General features: G+C 52.3%; 16 protein-coding genes. 10 read left to right on the top strand and 6 right to left on the bottom strand.

Annotated features, from left to right (window positions below; translation table 11 throughout):
• Nucleotides 1-172 precede the first annotated feature (172 nt).
• The 4 genes from OGV85_RS05350 to OGV85_RS24395 all read left to right on the top strand — a co-directional run bounded on the left by OGV85_RS05350 (nt 173) and on the right by OGV85_RS24395 (nt 3,648).
• A complete protein-coding gene (locus OGV85_RS05350) occupies nt 173-2,812 on the top strand; it encodes a YdbH family protein (RefSeq protein ID WP_286553217.1) in 2,640 nt (879 codons plus the stop codon).
• A complete protein-coding gene (locus OGV85_RS05345; protein ID WP_003020350.1) occupies nt 2,809-3,000 on the top strand; it encodes a YnbE family lipoprotein in 192 nt (63 codons plus the stop codon). Before OGV85_RS05350 ends, OGV85_RS05345 begins: the two co-directional genes overlap by 4 nt.
• Before the next feature lie 7 nt (nt 3,001-3,007).
• Entirely contained in the window at nt 3,008-3,334 is a 327-nt protein-coding gene (locus tag OGV85_RS05340; protein ID WP_003840834.1) for a YdbL family probable chaperone protein, read from the top strand.
• Between the two features lie 122 nt (nt 3,335-3,456).
• Complete coding sequence (locus tag OGV85_RS24395; protein WP_003020344.1) at nt 3,457-3,648, top strand: hypothetical protein; 192 nt, start codon at nt 3,457-3,459, stop codon at nt 3,646-3,648.
• Between the two features lie 43 nt (nt 3,649-3,691).
• Here the strand turns inward: OGV85_RS24395 and azoR are convergent, their stop codons facing one another.
• On the bottom strand, nt 3,692-4,297 hold the full coding sequence (azoR, locus tag OGV85_RS05335) for an FMN-dependent NADH-azoreductase (protein ID WP_003020341.1): 606 nt from the start codon (nt 4,295-4,297) through the stop codon (nt 3,692-3,694).
• Nucleotides 4,298-4,498: 201 nt separating this feature from the next.
• On the opposite strand from azoR, the gene hrpA reads away from it, so the two are divergent.
• The 3 genes from hrpA (at nt 4,499) to aldA (ending at nt 10,918) form a co-directional block, all read left to right on the top strand.
• The gene (gene hrpA, locus OGV85_RS05330) at nt 4,499-8,401 is read left to right on the top strand and encodes an ATP-dependent RNA helicase HrpA (protein WP_061547979.1); all 3,903 of its coding nucleotides are present in this window, start codon (nt 4,499-4,501) and stop codon (nt 8,399-8,401) included.
• Between the two features lie 80 nt (nt 8,402-8,481).
• Nucleotides 8,482-9,279, top strand: a complete 798-nt coding sequence (locus OGV85_RS05325; protein ID WP_181522802.1) for a YdcF family protein — start codon at nt 8,482-8,484, stop codon at nt 9,277-9,279.
• A 199-nt stretch (nt 9,280-9,478) separates the two neighbouring features.
• Nucleotides 9,479-10,918, top strand: coding sequence for an aldehyde dehydrogenase (gene aldA, locus OGV85_RS05320; protein ID WP_061547981.1), 1,440 nt, complete (start codon nt 9,479-9,481; stop codon nt 10,916-10,918).
• Nucleotides 10,919-10,959: 41 nt separating this feature from the next.
• On the opposite strand, the gene OGV85_RS05315 is transcribed toward aldA, so the two are convergent.
• On the bottom strand, nt 10,960-11,886 hold the full coding sequence (locus tag OGV85_RS05315) for an alpha/beta hydrolase (RefSeq protein ID WP_003840844.1): 927 nt from the start codon (nt 11,884-11,886) through the stop codon (nt 10,960-10,962).
• 126 nt (nt 11,887-12,012) lie between these two features.
• On the bottom strand, nt 12,013-13,014 hold the full coding sequence (gap, locus tag OGV85_RS05310) for a type I glyceraldehyde-3-phosphate dehydrogenase (RefSeq protein ID WP_061547982.1): 1,002 nt from the start codon (nt 13,012-13,014) through the stop codon (nt 12,013-12,015).
• Nucleotides 13,015-13,203: 189 nt separating this feature from the next.
• Between gap and cybB the strand changes: the two genes are divergently transcribed.
• The 3 genes from cybB (at nt 13,204) to OGV85_RS05295 (ending at nt 15,597) form a co-directional block, all read left to right on the top strand.
• Complete coding sequence (cybB, locus tag OGV85_RS05305; protein ID WP_061547983.1) at nt 13,204-13,734, top strand: cytochrome b561; 531 nt, start codon at nt 13,204-13,206, stop codon at nt 13,732-13,734.
• A gap of 172 nt (nt 13,735-13,906) precedes the next feature.
• On the top strand, nt 13,907-14,326 hold the full coding sequence (locus OGV85_RS05300; protein WP_016150296.1) for a translesion error-prone DNA polymerase V autoproteolytic subunit: 420 nt from the start codon (nt 13,907-13,909) through the stop codon (nt 14,324-14,326).
• 2 nt (nt 14,327-14,328) lie between these two features.
• Entirely contained in the window at nt 14,329-15,597 is a 1,269-nt protein-coding gene (locus OGV85_RS05295; RefSeq protein WP_061547984.1) for a Y-family DNA polymerase, read from the top strand.
• A gap of 122 nt (nt 15,598-15,719) precedes the next feature.
• On the opposite strand, the gene fdnI is transcribed toward OGV85_RS05295, so the two are convergent.
• Genes fdnI through fdnG form a run of 3 tightly spaced genes read right to left on the bottom strand, consistent with a single transcriptional unit; the run spans nt 15,720 to nt 20,316 of the window.
• Complete coding sequence (fdnI, locus tag OGV85_RS05290; RefSeq protein WP_003020312.1) at nt 15,720-16,373, bottom strand: formate dehydrogenase-N subunit gamma; 654 nt, start codon at nt 16,371-16,373, stop codon at nt 15,720-15,722.
• A complete protein-coding gene (fdxH, locus tag OGV85_RS05285) occupies nt 16,366-17,253 on the bottom strand; it encodes a formate dehydrogenase subunit beta (RefSeq protein WP_003020306.1) in 888 nt (295 codons plus the stop codon). Before fdxH ends, fdnI begins: the two co-directional genes overlap by 8 nt.
• A gap of 12 nt (nt 17,254-17,265) precedes the next feature.
• Nucleotides 17,266-20,316 carry a formate dehydrogenase-N subunit alpha gene (gene fdnG / locus OGV85_RS05280; RefSeq protein ID WP_181522803.1) on the bottom strand — a complete coding sequence of 1,017 codons (3,051 nt, stop codon included), beginning with the start codon at nt 20,314-20,316 and terminating at the stop codon, nt 17,266-17,268.
• Nucleotides 20,317-20,327 lie beyond the last annotated feature (11 nt).

Raw genomic sequence — 20,327 nt, 5'->3', positions numbered from 1 at the left:
GATGGACAACTGAGGCCCCATTGAGTCTGAATCTTAATATCCCCGACGGCACGTGTAACAGCGTGCCTATAAAACGGTTATCTATCCTTAATGTGGGCATATCCAGTTAAACATGCCACAATACGGGCCTAAACCGGCTTAAATTTTTGCTAAATCAGGATATTAACTACCCATGAAGGGTAAATATAAAGCCGTTCTGGCACTCCTCTTATTATTGATTCTCGTGCCGCTGACGCTAGTGATGACGCTTGGCCTGTGGGTGCCTACGTTGGTGGGTATCTGGTTACCCGTTGGAACACGCATCGCGCTGGACGAGAGCCCGCGGCTGACACGGCATGGGTTACATATACCTGAACTCCGCTATCTGGTTGAAGATTGTCCGCTAGCGCGCATTACTCAGGCGGATCTGTCTCACCCCAGCCGCTGGTTGCTGAATGTCGGGACCATCGAGCTGGACTCAGCTTGCCTGGCCAAATTGCCGCAGACCGAGCCGTCGCCAGTAGCGCCCAAAACGCTGGCTGAATGGCAGTCAATGCTGCCTAATACCTGGATTAACATCGACAAACTTATTCTCTCTCCATGGCAGGAATGGCAGGGAAAACTGTCACTCTCGCTCACTCCCTCCACTCAACAGCTGCGTTACCAGGGGGAAAAAGTTAAATTCCAGGGGCGTTTGCACGGGCAAAACCTCACAGTAACTGAGCTGGATGTTGCGGCATTTGAAGGCCAGCCGCCGGTAAGACTGGTCGGTGAATTTACTATGCCACTGGTGCCCGATGGACTGCCGGTAAGCGGTCATGCGGTTGCGACGTTAAGTTTGCCGCAAGAACCTACGCTTGTGGACGCCGAACTGGAGTGGCAACAAAACAGCGGACAACTGATCGTCATGGCGCGGGATAATGCCGATCCGCTGCTTGACCTTCCGTGGGAAATAACACGCCAGCAACTGACCATCAGCGACGGACGCTGGAACTGGCCTTATCAGGGATTCCCGTTAAGTGGCCGGCTGGGCATGAAAGTTGAAAACTGGCAGGCAGGACTGGAAAACGCGGTGGTGAGTGGGCGTCTGAATGTTCTGACGCATGGCGACGCCGGTAAAGGAAATGCCGTATTAACGCTGGGGCCGGGTAAGCTTGGCATGGATAGTAGCGAGATGCCGCTACAGTTGACCGGTGAGGCGAAACAGGGCGATCTGATCTTCTACGCGAAATTACCCGCGAGACTCACCGGAAGTCTGAACGATCCGCAATTGGCTTTCGAGCCAGGGGCGCTGCTGCGCTCACGTGGGCGGGTGATTGATTCGCTGGATATTGACGAGATTCGCTGGCCGCTGGCAGGGGTAAAAGTCACGCAACGCGGTGTGGATGGGCGTCTGCAGGCTATTTTACGTGCGCATGAAAACCAGATGGGGGGCTTTGAACTGCATCTGGATGGCCTGGCAAATGATTTTCTTCCTGATGCTGGTCGTTGGCAGTGGCGATATTGGGGTGAAGGCAGCTTTACGCCGATGCATGCCCGTTGGGACGTAGCGGGTAAGGGGGAATGGCATGACAATAGTCTGAAGCTATTTGATCTTTCCACCGGATTTGATCATCTGCAATACGGCACGATGAAGGTGGAAAACCCACGCCTGGTGATGGACGAACCGATAGTCTGGGTGCGGGATGCAACCAAACCGACATTTAGCGGCGCGCTATCGCTGGACGCAGGTAACACCACCTTCACCGGGGGAAGCGTGTTACCACCATCGACGCTGAAGTTTAGCGTCGATGGTAGCGATCCGACAATCTTCCAGTTCAAAGGCCAGCTTCACGCTGGGGCGATTGGGCCCGTACAGTTGAATGGTCGTTGGGACGGTATCCGCCTGCGCGGACAGGCCTGGTGGCCAAAACAATCGCTCACCGTATTCCAACCTCTGATCCCACCTGACTGGAAAATGAAGCTACGAGAAGGTGAGCTGTATGCGCAGGTCGCGTTTTCGGCAGCCCCGGAGCAGGGCTTTGAAGCGGGCGGTCATGGAGTGTTAAAAGGCGGTAGCGCCTGGATGCCCGATAACCAAATCAACGGTGTCGATTTTGTATTGCCTTTCCGGTTTAGTGAAGGTGCATGGCAACTGGGTACGCGTGGACCTATTTCACTGCGTATTGCGGAAGTGGTGAATCAGGTGACGGTGAAAAATATCGCCGCCGATCTGCAGGGGGCGTACCCCTGGAGTGAAAACAACCCGTTACTGTTGAGCGATGTCAGCGCTGATCTGCTGGGGGGTAAAATCATCATGCAGCAACTGCGGATGCCGCAGCACGATCCGGCCTTATTGCGAGTGCAGAATATCTCTTCCAGCGAGCTTATCAGTGCGGTTAACCCCAAACAGTTCGCCATGTCTGGCCCGGTCAGTGGCGCGTTGCCATTATGGCTGGATAACGAAAAATGGATCATCAAAGACGGCTGGTTGACTAATCCGGGGCCGATGACGTTGCGTATTGATAAGGACACCGCGGATGCGGTCGTCAAAGATAACATGGCGGCGGGGGCGGCCATTAACTGGCTGCGTTATATGGAAATAAGCCATTCGTGGACGAAAATAAATCTGGATAACCTCGGTGTCTTAACCATGCAGTCAACCGTGACTGGCAATAGTCGGGTGGATGGCAAAGTAGGTACAGTTAATTTGAATTATACCCACGAGGAAAACGTCTTTACGCTATGGCGCAGCTTGCGTTTTGGCGACAATTTACAGGCATGGCTTGAACAAAATGCAGCGCTGCCGGAAACCCATTGCCCGGAAGGCAAGGAATGTGAGGAACAACAATGAAAACGATAGCTGCCATGCTGGGTCTGCTGGCTTCATCTCTGCTGGTAGGGTGCACTCCCAGAATCGAAGTGGCTGCGCCAAAAGAGCCCATCACCATTAATATGAACGTCAAAATCGAGCATGAGATCCATATCAAAGTTGATAAAGACGTCGAAAGCTTATTGAAATCGCGCAGCGATTTGTTCTGAGGTCATGATGAGAAAACAGTTTGCAGTGGCGCTGGTCGTCCTGAGTTTACTCAGTAGCAATGCGTGGGCATTGACCCTGAATGAAGCCAGAGCTCAGGGTCGAGTAGGAGAAACGCTCAATGGCTATCTGGTTGCATTGCAAACCGATGCCGAAACGCAGGCACTGGTGAGTGAGATTAATAAAGCGCGCAACGCCAGCTATCAGCAACTGGCAGAGAGCAATAATATTCCGCCAGATGAAGTAGCAAAAATGGCCGGGCAAAAGCTGGTTGCTCGCGCTAAACCGGGTGAATACGTCCAGGGTATAAATGGTAAGTGGTTGCGGAAAGAATAAATCTCTTTGTACACAACCCCTGGTCACGACGCTGACTTATTCATCGACATCGCAATAGTTGTCACACGGCATAAAATGGATGCTGATATAGTCCAACACCGATCGCGTTGTGGGGTGAAATCATGTGGCTTCTCAAGTGGTATGTCTGGAATCGTTGGGTATTCAAACTGTTAAGCCGGGATGTCGCGGAGCCTGAACAATTTTTGCTTCATTGCTGGGAAGAGAATCTGGCGAAATGCAGGGATTATGCAACCATTTGGCGTGATATTAATCGCATTCACGGCAAACAGATACGGGTACAGGTAAAGAAGTAAGTGCCGGAGAAACCCTCTCACCGGACGGTGAGAGGGGGAATTATCAGGCAGCGACTACGCTGTCGATAGCGGCTTTCGCGTCGGATTGTGCTTTAGACGCCACTTCCGGGCCGTAAGCAATACCTTCAGCAAAGACGACATTCACGTCGGTGATGCCGATAAAGCCCAGGAATACGTTCAGGTACGGCGTGATCAGGTCGGTTGGTGTATCTTTATGGATACCACCACGGCTGGTCAGCACCACAGCGCGTTTACCCGTCACCAGACCTTCTGGGCCTTTCTCGGTATAACGGAAAGTCACACCAGCGCGGGCAATCAGGTCAAAGTAGTTTTTCAACTGCGTTGGGATGTTGAAGTTGTACATCGGCGCGGCGATAACAATCACATCATGCGCTTTCAGCTCAGCAATCAGCTCATCGGACAGCGCCAGCGCTTCCTGCTGACGCGGCGTCAGCGGTGTATCGCTCGGGCGCATCGCACCCACCAGTTCGCCATCCAGTACCGGTACAGGATTTGCAGCCAGGTCACGGACAGTGATTTCATCAGCAGAGTGCTTTTCACGCCACTGTTCAACAAAATAATCAGACAACTGACCAGACTGAGAGTACCCTGCCAGAATACTGGATTTAAGAACTAATACCTTGCTCATGGGTGTTTCCTTTTATGTGTTTGAAGGGGGAGAGCCCCGTTGCTTGTTGACACTTTATTCACAATCCTGTCGCAGTGATAGCGCAATATATCGAATCCTATGTTCGAAATTATTGAACAACACATGAAAAGCGCCGATGTGGTACTCTATACCCATCATCTAAAAGAGATTTAACCCGGCAGAGCACTGCCTTTTAACGCTATGACAGAACAACAAAAATTAACCTTCAACATGTTGCAGCAACAGCTGGATTCATTGATGCTGCGTGACAGACAGCGTTTTGCCCGCCGCCTGCACGGTGTGAAGAAGGTTAAAAATCCTGATGCACAACAGGCCATTTACCAGGAGATGGCGAAAGAGATTGAGCAGGCAGCCGGTAAAGTTGTGCTGCGTGAAGCGGCGCGTCCGGAAATCAGCTATCCGGAAAACCTGCCCGTCAGCCAGAAAAAACAGGATATTCTGGACGCAATTCGCGATCATCAGGTGGTGATTGTTGCTGGCGAGACCGGCTCGGGGAAAACCACCCAGTTACCCAAAATCTGTATGGAACTGGGGCGCGGGGTAAAAGGGCTGATCGGCCATACCCAGCCGCGTCGTCTGGCGGCGCGCACCGTGGCGAACCGTATTGCGGAAGAGCTGCAGACCGAGCCGGGCGGCTGTATTGGTTATAAAGTTCGTTTCAGCGATCATGTCAGTGATAACACCATGGTCAAGCTGATGACGGATGGTATCCTGCTGGCGGAAATCCAACAGGATCGGCTGCTAATGCAGTACGACACTATCATCATCGATGAAGCGCATGAACGCAGTCTGAATATCGACTTTCTGCTCGGCTATCTGAAAGAACTTCTGCCGCGTCGCCCGGATCTAAAAATTATCATCACTTCGGCGACCATCGATCCTGAACGCTTTTCAAAGCATTTCAATAACGCGCCGATTATCGAAGTCTCCGGCCGAACGTATCCGGTGGAAGTGCGCTATCGCCCGATTGTTGAAGATGCAGATGACACCGAGCGTGACCAACTGCAGGCGATTTTTGATGCCGTAGATGAGTTAGGCCGTGAAAGTCAGGGCGACATTCTGATCTTCATGAGCGGCGAACGTGAAATCCGTGATACCGCCGATGCCCTGAATAAACTGGATTTACGCCACACCGAAGTGTTGCCGCTGTATGCGCGTCTTTCAAACAGTGAGCAGAACCGTGTATTCCAGTCGCACAGTGGTCGCCGTATCGTGCTGGCGACCAACGTGGCAGAAACGTCGCTGACCGTTCCGGGAATCAAATACGTCATTGATCCGGGCACCGCGCGTATCAGTCGCTACAGTTACCGCACCAAAGTTCAGCGCTTGCCGATTGAACCGGTGTCGCAGGCTTCTGCCAACCAGCGTAAAGGCCGCTGCGGTCGTGTTTCGGAAGGGATCTGTATTCGTCTGTATTCCGAAGACGATTTCCTGTCGCGTCCGGAGTTTACCGACCCGGAGATCCTGCGTACCAACCTGGCATCCGTTATTTTGCAGATGACCGCGTTGGGGCTGGGCGATATCGCGGCGTTCCCGTTTGTTGAAGCGCCGGATAAGCGCAATATTCAGGACGGTGTACGCCTGCTCGAAGAGCTGGGGGCGATAACCACCGACGAACAGGCAACCGCTTACAAGTTAACGCCGTTGGGCCGTCAGCTGTCGCAACTGCCGGTGGATCCGCGTCTGGCGCGCATGGTGCTGGAAGCGCAAAAACATGGCTGCGTACGTGAGGCGATGATCATTACCTCGGCACTGTCCATTCAGGATCCGCGCGAGCGTCCAATGGACAAGCAGCAGGCTTCCGACGAGAAGCACCGCCGTTTCCACGACAAAGAGTCTGATTTCCTCGCGTTTGTGAACCTGTGGAACTATCTCGGCGAGCAGCAAAAAGCGTTGTCGTCAAACCAGTTTCGTCGCCAGTGCAAAGTCGACTTTCTGAACTATCTGCGCGTACGAGAGTGGCAGGATATCTACACGCAACTGCGCCAGGTGGTGAAAGAGTTGGGTATTCCGGTTAACAGCGAACCTGCTGAATATCGGGAGATCCACGTCGCGTTGCTGACCGGTTTACTGTCTCATATCGGGATGAAAGATACCGATAAACAGGAGTTTACCGGGGCGCGTAACGCTCGCTTCTCGATCTTCCCGGGGTCAGGTTTATTCAAAAAACCGCCGAAGTGGACGATGGTAGCGGAGTTGGTGGAAACCAGCCGCTTGTGGGGACGCATTGCCGCGCGTATCGATCCTGAATGGGTGGAGCCGGTAGCCCAGCATCTGATCAAACGTTCATACAGTGAGCCGCACTGGGAACGCGCGCAGGGTGCTGTGATGGCGACAGAAAAAGTCACTGTCTACGGCTTACCGATTGTTGCGGCCCGTAAGGTGAATTACAGCCAGATTGACCCTGCGTTATCGCGTGAACTGTTCATTCGTCATGCGCTGGTGGAAGGTGACTGGCAAACGCGCCATGCGTTTTTCCGCGATAACCTGAAACTACGAGCGGAGGTGGAAGAGTTAGAGCACAAATCACGCCGCCGTGACATTCTCGTCGATGACGAAACGATGTTTGAGTTCTACGACCAACGTATCAGCCATGAGGTGGTTTCTGCTCGTCACTTTGATAGCTGGTGGAAAAAGGTCAGCCGTGAAACACCGGATCTGCTCAACTTTGAAAAGAGCATGCTCATCAAAGAGGGCGCGGAGAAAATCAGTAAGCTGGATTATCCGAACTTCTGGCATCAGGGTAATCTTAAGCTGCGCCTGAGCTACCAGTTCGAACCCGGAGCCGATGCGGACGGTGTGACCGTACATATTCCACTCCCGCTGCTCAACCAGATCGACGAGAGCGGTTTTGAATGGCAAATTCCAGGGCTGCGCCGCGAACTGGTGATCGCCCTGATTAAATCGTTACCAAAACCGGTACGACGCAACTTTGTACCCGCACCGAACTATGCGGAAGCGTTTTTAGGCCGAGTGACGCCGCTGGAAATGCCGCTGCTGGACTCGCTGGAGCGTGAACTGCGCCGCATGACCGGCGTCACCGTTGACCGTGAAGACTGGCACTGGGATCAGGTGCCCGATCACCTAAAAATCACCTTCCGGGTGGTGGATGATAAGAACAAGAAGCTGCAGGAAGGGCGTTCGCTACAGGATTTGAAAGATGCGCTGAAGGGCAAAGTTCAGGAAACATTGTCTGCGGTGGCCGATGACGGTATCGAACAGAGTGGATTGCACATCTGGAGCTTCGGCCGACTTCCGGAAAGTTACGAACAAAAACGCGGTAACTATAAGGTAAAAGCGTGGCCGGCGCTGGTCGATGAGCGTGACAGCGTTGCCATCAAACTGTTTGATAATCCGCTGGAACAACAGCAGGCGATGTGGTGCGGTTTACGCCGCCTGTTGCTGCTGAATATTCCTTCGCCAATCAAATATTTGCACGAGAAGCTGCCCAATAAAGCCAAGCTGGGACTGTACTTTAACCCGTACGGTAAAGTTCTGGATTTGATAGACGACTGTATCTCCTGCGGTGTGGATCAGTTAATTGACGCCAACGGTGGTCCAGTGTGGACCGAAGAAGGCTTTGCGGCGTTGCATGAAAAAGTGCGGGCTGAACTGAACGATACGGTGGTGGAGATTGCGAAGCAGGTCGAACAGATCCTGACCGCAGTGTTTAATATCAACAAACGTCTGAAAGGGCGCGTGGATATGACCATGGCGCTGGGGCTTGCGGATATCAAAGCGCAAATGGGCGGACTGGTGTATCGCGGATTTGTTACCGGCAACGGTTTCAAACGTCTGGGCGATACGTTGCGTTATTTGCAGGCGATTGAAAAACGGCTGGAGAAACTGGCCATCGATCCGCACCGCGATCGCGCGCAGATGCTGAAAGTGGACACCGTGCAGCAGTCCTGGCAGCAGTGGTTCAATAAACTGCCGCCCGCGCGCCGCGAAGATGACGATGTCAAAGAGATCCGCTGGATGATAGAAGAGCTGCGCGTCAGCTACTTTGCCCAGCAGCTTGGCACGCCGTATCCGATTTCGGATAAGCGTATCCTGCAGGCAATGGATCAGATTACGGGTTAACGCAGTGCTGGGCCGTAGACCGGATAAGGCGTAGCCGCCATCCGGCATCTGTATCCGGTAAAGAACAAACTCCAGGAGTCATGAACATGAGACAGTTTCCGCCACTTTCCGCCACCACCCTTGCGGCGATTAACACCGTGGGGCAATGGCTGGCGCAAAATGATTTCGCTGAAAATATCACGGTGCAGACAGATTGCGTGATTCTGGCCGGGAACGCAGTGATCCCGACCATCGATGCAGCCTGTCGGGTAGCGAAAGAGCAACAGGTTCCCCTACTGATTAGCGGTGGTATCGGTCACTCAACGACCTTTCTGTATGCTGCCATCGCAGAGCATCCACACTACCACACGATTCGTACCACCGGTCGCGCGGAAGCGGCGATCCTTGCCGATATCGCGCACCAGTTCTGGCACATTCCTGGTGAGAAGATTTGGGTAGAGGATCAGTCCACCAACTGTGGGGAAAACGCCCGGTTTAGCTGTGCGTTACTGCGTCAGGCGACCCAAACCATGGGGACCGTCATTGTGGTGCAAGACCCTACCATGCAGCGCCGCACCATGGCGACATTTGAACGCGTCACGCGTGACGATCCGCAGGCTCCACGCTGGATCAGTTTCCCCGGTTTTGTCCCCGAGTTGACTGAGCAGGGCGACGGCGTGGATTTTACCCCGACCGCCGAAGGTCTGTGGTCGGTGGATCGTTACCTGTCTCTCATTACCGGTGAGCTTCCGCGCCTGCGTGATGATGCAACCGGTTATGGGCCCCGTGGCCGCGATTTTATCGCCCATGTTGATATTCCTCAGGAGGTTGAGCAAGCCTGGCAGCAGCTAAAAAATGATACCGCGCTGACCGACTTACTTGAGAGCCGTTCGCTGTAATCCCTTCTGCCCGTTTGTCGGCGTTTTACGGCAAACGGGCAGAAAGCCCACCCGTTTTTTCTCTTCATCATCACTTTTCCAGACGCTTTTATGAAGCAGTTCACAGAACCGCCACTCCAGCGATAATGCGCCATGCATGATTGATATTAATTAACAATAGTTTTACTTGTTAAAAACAAATCAATCACAGGAGAGCCGCATGTCAGTACCCGTACAACATCCTATGTATATCGATGGGCAGTTTGTGACCTGGCACGATGACGCCTGGATTGATGTCGTCAATCCGGCCACGGAAGAGATTATCTCGCGTATTCCCGATGGGCGTGCCGAAAACGCGCGTAAAGCGATCGATGCCGCGGATCGCGCTCAGCCGCAATGGGAAGCGTTGCCTGCCATTGAACGGGCAAACTGGTTACGCAAAATTTCTGCGGGTATCCGCCAGCGAGCCGATGAAATCAGCGCGTTGATTGTGGCGGAAGGTGGAAAAATTCAACAACTGGCTGACGTTGAAGTCGCGTTTACTGCCGACTATATCGATTACATGGCTGAGTGGGCGCGTCGCTATGAAGGCGAGATCCTGCAAAGCGATCGCCCGGGTGAGAATATCCTGCTGTTTAAGCGTGCACTGGGCGTGACGACGGGTATTCTGCCGTGGAACTTCCCGTTTTTCCTGATTGCCCGCAAACTGGCTCCCGCCTTGCTGACGGGGAATACCATTGTCATTAAGCCGAGTGAATTCACACCGAATAACGCCATCGCCTTTGCCAAAATTGTTGATGACATTGGTTTACCGCGCGGGGTCTTTAATCTGGTGCTGGGACGCGGTGAAACGGTCGGTCAGGAGCTGGCCGGAAACCCGAAGGTGGCGATGGTGAGTATGACCGGCAGCGTCGGCGCGGGCGAAAAAATTATGGCCGCAGCGGCCAAAAACATCACTAAAGTTTGTCTTGAGTTGGGTGGTAAAGCTCCGGCTATCGTGATGGACGATGCTGACCTTGAGCTGGCGGTGAAGGCCATTGTTGACTCGCGGGTGATCAATACCGGACAGGTATGCAACTGTGCTGAGCGCGTATACGTTCAGAAAGGTATCTATGACCAGTTCGTTAATCGTTTGGGTGAGGCGATGAAAGCCGTGCAGTTTGGCAATCCGGCCGAACGCAATGACATTGCGATGGGGCCGCTGATTAACGCCGCTGCGCTGGATCGTGTGGAGCAGAAAGTCGCACGAGCGGTGCAGGAAGGGGCCAGAGTGGTGCTGGGCGGTAAGGCTGTTGTCGGCAAAGGTTATTACTACCCGCCGACGTTACTGTTAGACGTGCGCCAGGAGATGGCGATTATGCACGAGGAGACGTTTGGTCCGGTGCTGCCGGTGGTGGCGTTTGATACGCTGGAACAGGCGTTGACAATGGCCAATGACAGCGACTACGGTCTGACCTCATCGATCTATACGCAGAATCTGAATACGGCAATGAAGGCGATTAAGGGGCTGAAGTTTGGCGAAACCTATATTAATCGTGAAAACTTCGAGGCGATGCAGGGCTTCCACGCTGGCTGGCGTAAGTCCGGGATTGGCGGGGCTGATGGTAAACATGGTCTGAACGAATACCTGCAAACGCAAGTGGTGTATCTGCAGTCCTAAGTTTTTCGCCGGGTGAGTCTGTACGCCACCCGGCGCAATCTTCACACTTTAGTGGCTACCCAGTTCATCATCATTTCCGGCCAGATTGCCAGCGGTAACCCTTGCGCATCACGAATACCAAATCCGTGCTTACCGCGTTCAAACAGATGCATTTCGACCGGAACGCCCTGCTCACGTAGCGCATTAAAGAAGACCAGGCTGTTTTCTACCTTCACCGCCGGATCGTCAATGGCGTGTAGCAGGAATGTCGGCGGCGTTGTGCTATCCACGCGTTCTTCCAGAGAATAGTGGCGCAGATCTTCCTTTTCTGGCTTAGCGCCAACCAGCTCAAGACGAGATCCCGGGTGACCGATGTCTTCGCGCAGAGTGACAACCGGGTACACCAGTGCCATAAACGCAGGGCGCGCAGGTTGCTCGTCTACGTTATCTATCGGCGTATAAACCGTTTCGGCAAACCGGGTTCCCAGACTGGCGGCCACGTGACCACCGGAAGAGAAGCCCAACACACCGATACGATCAGGGTTAATTTTCCATTCATGGGCGTTGGCGCGAATGTAGCGCATGGCGCGCTGGGCATCGGCCAGCGGCGCGTTTGCGCCTTCCTCATGGCCATCACCCGGCATGCGGTAGGTCATCACAAACAGGGTATAACCGCGAGCGTTAAAGAACGGTGCCAGTACGCTGCCTTCTTTATCCATCACCACGCGACGATAAGAGCCGCCTGGCGTGACAAGGATCCCTATGCCGTTAGGTTTTGCGGGGGCATAAACGGTAATTTCCGGGGCGCGAATACCGGTGACCGCACGATCATACTGAGATGTTCCTGTATGTCGGGGTTCAGGCGTAAACACCGCATCGCTGTTTTTTGCTCCGGGGGCTTCACCCTGCGGCCAGAATGAGACGGTGGTGGCCTTAGCAACGGCTTGCTCCATCATGTTTTCTAACGTTTCACGACTCAGTGCTTCCATTACTATGCTCCCTCAGTGGCAAAGGTTAGCTATAGCACAGTCAGTGAATCGAAAACGGGGAGAGACTCACAACGTATTGAATTCGCGGGAAATGAAAGAGGGTGGAGGCGAGCCTCCGCCAGAACATTAGAGCTTGATAAATTTATCCAGTGTACGAATAAGTTGGGTGACAAAACCGTATTCGTTATCGTACCAGGCGACTGTTTTTACCAGTTGCAGATCGCCCACTTCGGTAATTTCGGTTTGTGTCGCATCAAATACCGAACCGAAATGCGAGCCAATGACATCTGACGAGACGATTTCCTCATCGGTATAACCAAATGACTCATTGTCTTGCGTGGCTTTTTTCAGCGCGTTGTTGACCTCTTCAGCAGTGACTTTTTTCCCCAATACCGATACCAGTTCCGTGACGGATCCTGTTTTCACCGGAACACGCTGGGCGTGGCCTTTTAATTTTCCGCTCAATGCCGGAATGACCAGACCAATGGCTTTGGCGGCTCCGGTGGTATGGGGAATGATATTCTCCGCTGCTGCCCGTGAGGCGTGCAGATCTTTCCCGCGAGGTCCATCAACCAGCGACTGCGTTCCCGTGTAGGCGTGGATGGTGGTCATGGTGCCAAGCTGAATACCGAAGCTGTCGTGCAGGGCTTTCGCCATCGGTGCGAGGCAGTTAGTGGTGCACGATGCGACCGAGATAATCCGATCGTTCGCATCCATTGTATCGTCGTTGACGTTAAAGACGATGGTTTTCATATCGCCAGCCGGGGCGGATATCAGCACTTTTTTGGCCCCTGCATCCAGGTGCGCGTTGGCTTTTTCTGTCGAGGTATAAAAACCGGTGCATTCGATGATTATCTCAGCGCCAGTCGTTTTCCACGGAATATTTTTGGCCTCTTTTTCTGCGTAAACCGCGATTTTTTTACCGTCGACAATCAGCGCGTCTTCGGTAAAGTCGATGCTCCAGGGAAACGGGCCGTAGTTTGAATCGTGCTTTAACAGATAGGCGAGAATTTTGGGCGAGGTGAGGTCATTAATGGCCACAACCTCCACGTTGCTTTTGACTTCCAGTAGTCGACGCAATACCAGACGACCGATACGACCAAAACCGTTAATGCCAATTTTACTCATGGTTTTCTCCTGTCAGAATGAGGCGGTACGACATATTTTCCCTACCAGGCTTAGTCCAGACAGGCATCCTCGGCAATAGCGGTTCTTGCGGTTAAGCGTAAGCGACTGAAAATGGGTGAACAAAAGTTAATGAATTTTTAACAAAAGCCCGTTATGTTGACGCATTATTGTTTTTATTCAGGAAGTGTTATGGGGAATAAGTATTCTGGCCTGCAAATCGGTATTCACTGGCTGGTCTTTTTGTTGGTTATTGTGGCGTACAGCGCCATGGAGTTTCGCGGATTTTTCCCGCGCAGCTATCGCCCCTTGTTCAACATGGTGCACGTATCCTGCGGTATCACTATTTTAACGCTGATGGTGGCGCGTCTGCTGGTCAGGCTGAAATACCCGGCTCCGCCGATTGTGCCAAAACCGAAGCCGATGATGACCGGAATGGCGCATCTGGGGCATCTGGTTATCTATCTGTTGTTTATTGTCCTGCCGATTATTGGGCTGGTGATGATTTACAACCGGGGTAACCCGTGGATTGCATTCGGCATCGTTATGCCGCATGCGGCAGAGGCCAACTTTGATTTAGTGGATATGCTGAAGTCTTGGCACGTGACGCTGGCAAACCTGGGTTATTTTGTTATTGCTCTGCATGCTGCTGCTGCCCTGATGCATCACTATTTCTGGAAGGACAATACGTTGTTGCGTATGATGCCGCGAAAACGCTCCTGAGGTAATGCCCCGCAAATGTGGGGCATTTTTTTAGCCGATTATTTTTCCAGACATCATAAAAGCTTATCGACAAGATGGTTAAACAACGCTCAATTCGCCACACTTGTCACTTGATCACTGTCTTCATTAAAACTACTGTATATAAATACAGTTATATGAGAGGCAGATTATTATGTTGTTTTTCCAGCCAGTTGAACACCGCGAAATCAAACACTTCCCGCTATTTAGCGATCTCGTGCCCTGCGGTTTTCCCTCTCCTGCACAGGATTACGTTGAGAAACGTATCGATCTCAACGATCTGTTGGTGCAGCATCCCAGTGCAACCTATTTTGTTAAATCGTCTGGCGACTCCATGATGGGGGCAGGGATCGGTGCTGGCGACTTGCTGGTAGTCGACAGTGCCAGAAAAGCGGCCCACGGAGACATTGTGGTTGCTGCTATTGAAGGCGAATTCACCGTTAAGCGCCTGCAATTGCATCCGGTGGTGATGTTGAGGCCAGAGAACAGCGCCTACGCGCCGATCATGATCGGCAGCGAGGACACGCTGGATATATTTGGCGTAGTGACATTCATCATTAAATCTGCGGGCTGATTATGTTTGCGCTGGTGGATGTTAATTCATTTTATGCCAGCTGTGAGTCGGCATTCCGGCCCGATCTGAAGGGTAAACCCGTTGTCGTTCTTTCAAATAACGATGGCTGTGTCATTGCCTGTAGTGCGGAGGCAAAAGCGCTTGGCGTTAATATGGGCGCACCATATTTCAAACAGAAAGATCTGTTCAGGCGCTATGGCGTGTTCTGTTTTAGTTCGAACTACGAATTGTATGCGGATATGAGCAGCAGGGTGATGTCGATTCTGGAGGAGCTGTCGCCGCGCGTGGAGATGTACAGTATTGATGAAGCCTTTTGCGATTTAACGGGCGTGCGAAACTGCCGGGATCTGACGGATTTTGGTCGGGAAATCAGAGCAACCATTTTACAAAAAACACGCCTCAAGGTTGGGGTCGGTATCGCCCAGACCAAAACCCTGGCCAAGCTGGCTAACCATGCTGCCAAAAAGTGGCAGGAACAGACTGGCGGGGTGGTGGATCTCTCGAATATTGAGCGCCAGCGTAAGCTGATGACTGCGCTCCCGGTTGATGAAGTCTGGGGTGTTGGACGCCGTATCAGTAAAAAACTTGACGCTATGGGCATTAAAACGGTCTGCGACCTGGCAGATACCGATATTCGCTTTATCCGCAAACATTTCAACGTTGTGCTTGAGCGCACTGTGCGGGAATTGCGCGGTGAACCTTGCCTGGAGCTGGAGGAGTTTGCGCCAGTTAAGCAGGAAATTATCTGCTCAAGATCGTTTGGTGAAAAACTCACGGATTACAACGCGATGCGAGAGGCAATTTGTACCTATGCTTCACGTGCTGCGGAAAAGCTGCGCAGAGAGCACCAGTTCTGCCGGTTTATCTCTACGTTTATCAAAACCAGCCCATTTTCCCTGAATGAACCGTATTACGGTAACAGCGCATCGATAAAACTGCTGACACCAACCCAGGATAGTCGGGAAATTATAAGGGCGGCCACATGTAGCCTGGACGCAATATGGCGAGAGGGGCTACGTTATCAAAAAGCAGGGGTCATGCTGGGCGATTTTTTTAGCTCAGGTGTTGCACAGTTGAATCTTTTTGATAACAACGCTCCACGGCATAACAGCGATAAGCTGATGGCCGTTCTGGATACGCTCAATGCTGAAAAGGGTAAAGGAACGCTCTATTTTGCCGGACAAGGTATACAACAACCGTGGGCGATGAAGCGAGATATGCTCTCTCCGCGTTATACCACGAGATACAGTGATTTGCTGCGGGTTGGGTAGGGTTTGTTCATCATTGAATGGAGGGCCTTTTATTCGCCTGATAATCAGGTCTCGCAGCGCCGCAGCATATCACTGGGCCATTGAGAGAATAAGACCGCTGAATAACAGCGGCCTTATTGCTTTTATTTAGATTCTAATTCCGGTGCTTTTTCTTCAGTAAGTTCAACCTCACGGTACCAGCGAGGATGGTGTTTCTTCGCCCAGCGCCGACTCACTTTCCCTTCGATCATACCTTTAATTGAACCTTTTACCCAAAACGCCATGTACATATGGATCAGAATGGCGTGGATCAGCACAATGGCTGCTGTTGCGTGGATTAACAAACTCCAACGAACAATGTTAATTGAGAAATAATGGGCAAAGTAGGGCCTCCAGATAATAACGCCGGTAATCAGTAATACCAGAATTAGACTCATGATGCTCCAGAACATCATTTTCTGCCCTGCGTTGTATTTCCCCACATCAGCGACTTTATGCTCATTGCCTTTAAGTACCTCAACGATCCCTTTAATCCAGGGAAGGTCCTGTTTATCGGGAATGTTGTGGTGTACAAAACGGACGAACATAAACATCAGCACGATGAAAATCATCACCCCGAAAAACGGATGTAGAATTCGCCCCATTTGCGGTGTACCGAAAGTTTCGGTGAGCCATTGCAACGTCGGGAAGAACAGCGCAATACCGGAAAGCGACACCAGGAAGAAGCTTATTACCACCGTCCAGTGACAAGCACGGTCGATGAATTTGGTGCGCAGAATCATTTTGCTTTTACTCATGACCGTTCTCCTCTTCATCATCATCCGTCTCTTTGTTTGGGCCGACTCCCACGTAGTGGTAAATCAGCCCGGCAAAGGTGGCGATAAATCCGGCGGCAGAGAGTGGTTTTAAAATCCCCTTCCAGAGGTTCACTGGTGCGGCGATTTTTGGCTCATCCGGCAGATTGTGGTACAGCGATGGTTGATCCGCGTGATGAAGTACATACATCACGTGGGTACCGCCGACCCCTTGCGGGTTGTAGATGCCCGCATTGGCATAGCCGCGTTTTTTCAACTGCGCCACGCGAGTTTCCGCTACATTGAGCATCTCTTTTTTGGTGCCAAACTGGATAGCGCCGGTCGGACAAGTTTTCACGCAGGCCGGTTCCTGGCCCACGCTGACCCGGTCAACGCACAGCGTACATTTGTAGACCCGGTTATCTTCGGGATTAAGTCGCGGAATATTGAACGGGCAGCCAGCAATGCAGTAGCCACAGCCAATACAGTGCTCGGACTGAAAGTCGACAATCCCGTTGGCATACTGAATGATTGCTCCAGCGGATGGACAGGCTTTCAAACAGCCGGGATCGGCGCAGTGCATGCAGCCGTCTTTGCGGATCAGCCATTCCAGCTTGTCGTTCTGGGTGGTTTCGCTAAAGCGCATCACCGTCCAGGACTTAGCGCTGAGATCGGTCGGGTTGTCGTAGACGCCGTTGCAGTAGCCCACTTCATCGCGAATATCGTTCCACTCTGAGCAGGCGACCTGACAGCCTTTACAGCCAATACAGGTAGTGACATCAATTAATTTTGCCACTTCTGCACGGTAATCCCGCGCCTGGGGCGGTGGCGTGATGCTGTTCGTCGCCGAGCGTTTAATAATATCTTGTGATTGCATAGCCATGAGTTCCCTTCCTTACGCTCGCTCGATGTTGACCAGAAACGCTTTATACTCCGGTGTTTGCGAGTTCGCGTCACCCACCGATGGCGTTAACGTATTGGCGAGGAACCCTTTGCGTGTGGCGCCTTCAAAGCCCCAGTGACAAGGGATACCGATAGTATCGACCGGCTTACCATCGATCGTCAGCGTTTGCAGACGTTTGGTGACCACCGCCTTCGCTTTGATAAAGCCGCGTTTCGACATCACTTTCACCGTATCACCTGCCGCAATGCCTTTTTTGCTCGCCAGCGCCTCACCGATTTCGATGAATTGATCGGGTTGAGCAATGGCGTTGAGCAGCGCATGTTTGGTCCAGTGGCGGAACAGTTCGGTAATGGAGTAAGTTGTGGCGACGTACGGGAAGGCATCCGCTTTACCCATATTGGCGATATCGTCATGGTAGATACGCGCAACCGGGCTGGATACAACATTCGGGTGCAGCGGGTTGGTACCAATAGGCGATTCAATGGGTTCGTAATGTTCCGGGAATGGCCCGTCGTTCATTTTGTCGATGGAGAACAGACGCGCTACGCCTTCCGGATTCATGATAAACGGACCAACGTTGCTGCCCGGTGCGGCCTGGCCGTAGTCGGCTACGTCCATACCGGCCCATTTTTTGCCATTCCAATGCAGCAGGGTTCGTTTGGGATCCCACGGTTTTCCTGATGGATCGGCCGAAGCGCGATTGTAGAGAATACGGCGGTTGGCAGGCCATGACCACGCCCAGCCCGGTGTGCAGCCCAGACCATACGGATCGCTGTTGTCGCGATTGGCCATCTGGTTGCCTTGTTCTGTCCAGCTTCCGCAGTAGACCCAGCAGAAACTGCTGGTCGAGCCGTCATCGCGCAACTGTGCAAAGCTGCTGAGCTGCTGGCCTTTTTTGGCTATAAGCTGGCCTTTGTCATCATAAAGGTCTTCAAGCGCCTGGCCATTTGCTTCACGCGCAATCTCTTCTGGGTGTGGGTCGTATGGATCTTTATAATTCCAGGCAATATTCAACAAGGGTTGCGGATTCGCTCCACCTTCCTGTTGATACAACTCGCGCAGCCGCATAAACAGGCGACCGAGGATCTTCCCGTCATGTAAGGCTTCACCTGGTGGTTCTGCCGCAGCCCAGTGCCATTGCAACCAACGCCCGGAGTTAGCGATTGAACCATTTTCTTCAGCAAAGCAGGAAGAGGGCAGACGGAAAACTTCGGTCTGAATATCTGCCGGGTTTACATCGTTCATCTCGCCATGATTTTGCCAAAAATTGGACGACTCAGTGACCAGCGGATCGATAACCACCATATATTTCAGTTTTGAAAGCGCGCGAGTTGATTTGTTTTTATCCGGAAACGCCGCCAGCGGATTGAAGCCCTGAACGATGTAACCATTAATCTTCCCTTCGAGCATCAATTCAGCTTGGGTCATTACGTCATACAGGCGATCCCATTTAGGTAGCCAGTCGTAGCCCCAGTTATTTTCCACTGTTGCATTGTCGCCCCAGAAACTTTTCATCATGCTAACAAAGAACTTCGGCGTATTTTGCCAGTAATTGACCTCATTCACGCCTAGCGCAGGCGGCGTGATTTGCGAAATATAGGTCTGGTAGTCTGTCTGTTTTTCCGACGGCAGCGGCATATAGCCCGGCAGGTTCGTCGACAACAAGCCAAGATCAGTATAGCCCTGAATATTGGAGTGGCCACGTAAGGCGTTAACGCCACCGCCCGCCATGCCTATATTGCCCAGTAGCAACTGGAGCATAGCGGCGGCGCGGATAATCTGTGCCCCGGCGGAGTGGTGTGTCCAACCCAGCGCATACAGAATAGTCGCGGTGCGGTCAGGCACGCTGGTGCTGGCGAGAATTTCGCAGATACGATTGAAATCTGCCACTGAGGTCCCACACAACCGGTTAACCATTTCTGGCGTATAGCGGTCGACGTGGGCTTTCAGCAAATTCCACACGCAGCGTGGGTGAGACAATGTTTCATCACGTAGGGCATTACCCTGTTCGTCAAGCTGATAGAACCAGCTCGATTTATCGTACTGGCGTTTTTTGTCGTCATAGCCACTGAACAAGCCGTCGTCGAACTGATAGTCATCACGGATAATCAGGCTGGCGTTGGTGTAATGGCGCACATAGTCGTGCTGCACCTGGTTGTTTTCCAGCAGATAACGGATTACACCGAGCAGGAATGCGGTGTCGGAACCAGCGCGTATTGGCGCATAAAGATCGGCGACGGCGGCGCTACGGTTAAAACGCGGGTCGACTACCACCATGGTGGCGTCGTTTTTAGTTTGCGCTTCGACTACCCATTTAAAGCCTACCGGATGCGCCTCAGCGGCATTACCGCCCATAATAAGCACTACGTTGGCATTTTTAATATCGACCCAGTTGTTGGTCATCGCACCACGTCCAAACGTTGGTGCAAGAGCAGCAACGGTGGGGCCATGACATAACCGTGCCTGACAGTCGATAGCGACCATACCTAGTCCGCGAGCAAATTTACCGTCGAGGATCCCGGTTTCATTACTTGCCGCTGAGGAGCATAGCATGCCCGTGGTGGACCATCGGTTGACGGTAACGCCCTGGGCATTTTTCTCTATAAAGTTGGCATCGCGGTCATCTTTCATGAGCCGGGCAATACGATTAATCGCATCATCCCAGCTAATACGCTGCCATTTATCCGAACCCGGTGCACGATATTCGGGATACTGCAGACGGGTTTCACTATGAATATAATCCAGCACGCCAGCGCCTTTAGGGCACAACGATCCACGGCTCACCGGATGATCCGGATCGCCCTCAATATGGTAGATACTTTCTTTGACGTTTTTGGCTGTATCGCCAAGGCTGTACATCAGCATGCCGCAGCCTACTGAGCAGTACGTACAGTTATTACGTGTCTCTTTTGCTTTTAAGAGTTTGTATTGACGGATTTCCGCGTGAACGGAAAAAGATGATAAAAATCCGAGAGATGCAACAGTGGTTCCTGCCATACCGCCCGCGCAGATTCGAAAGAACTGCCTCCGGCTGAGCTCCATTTGTTTCTCCA

The organism is Citrobacter sp. Cf132 (assembly GCF_030333885.1).
GTDB classification, from domain to species: Bacteria; Pseudomonadota; Gammaproteobacteria; order Enterobacterales; family Enterobacteriaceae; genus Citrobacter; species Citrobacter freundii.
This window is presented reverse-complemented; position numbering and strand designations above follow the sequence as displayed.